The organism is Pseudomonas sp. EL_65y_Pfl2_R96, assembly GCF_963970905.1.
Lineage (GTDB): Bacteria > Pseudomonadota > Gammaproteobacteria > Pseudomonadales > Pseudomonadaceae > Aquipseudomonas.
On sequence record NZ_CAXAQH010000116.1, the window covers coordinates 1 to 751 of the forward strand.

The window sequence follows — 751 nt, forward strand, 5'->3', positions numbered from 1 at the left end:
TGGCCCGTCGCCTTTGTGCCGATCACGCCGGAGCGAGCGCAGCCCGATCCGGTGCTCGGCCTCAAGTTCACCATCGAGGCGCGGCATGGCGGGATGGTCCTGGTCGATATGACCGGGCTCGATCCTCGTCCGCTCGCCATCGCCTTTGCCGGTGCGCTGCGGCGCTCGGCCGAGCTCGGAGGATCGATCGGTGCGGCCAGCGTCATCAAGCAGTATGTCCAGGTCTATCGTCACTTCTTCGCTTGGCTTGGCGATGAAGCGCAGAAGGTGGCCGGTGTCAGCGACCTAAGCGCAGCCCATATCGATGGCTTTGCATCCGCGCTCGAACAGCGCGGGATGGGCTCGATCCACCGGCACATAACGGTCAGCAAGATCATCAACACATTGCGCGCGGTCGAGGCAGACCGGCCTGATGGGATCGCGCCCGACCTGCATGAGCGGCTGCGCTACACGCTGGCCACATCGGCGGGCCGCTCGACCCCGCGCGATGCCTATAGCCCGTTCGTCGCCCGCGCGTTGCGCGACGCGGCGCGAGCCGATGTCGAAGCGATGTTCCGCCGTCTCGGCGCCGACGATCGAACCGACGAGGGTGATCCGGCCATCACCGCCGCTCGCGCCGACGTCGAAGCGATCATCGCCCGGCAGGGCTTTATCGTCGCAGACCAGCCCGAGCTGAAGAGTCTCTATTTCATGCGCATGCGCCGCAACCTGCCAACCGCGACGCTCGTCGACGACCTTCATGGCCGGTATC

Annotated in this window: 1 protein-coding gene; it reads left to right on the top strand. The window is 66.2% G+C overall.

Annotation, left to right across the window (positions count from 1 at the left end):
- A partial coding sequence (locus tag AACY49_RS29730) for a hypothetical protein (RefSeq protein ID WP_339527755.1) occupies nt 1–751 on the top strand: 751 nt, incomplete at both ends.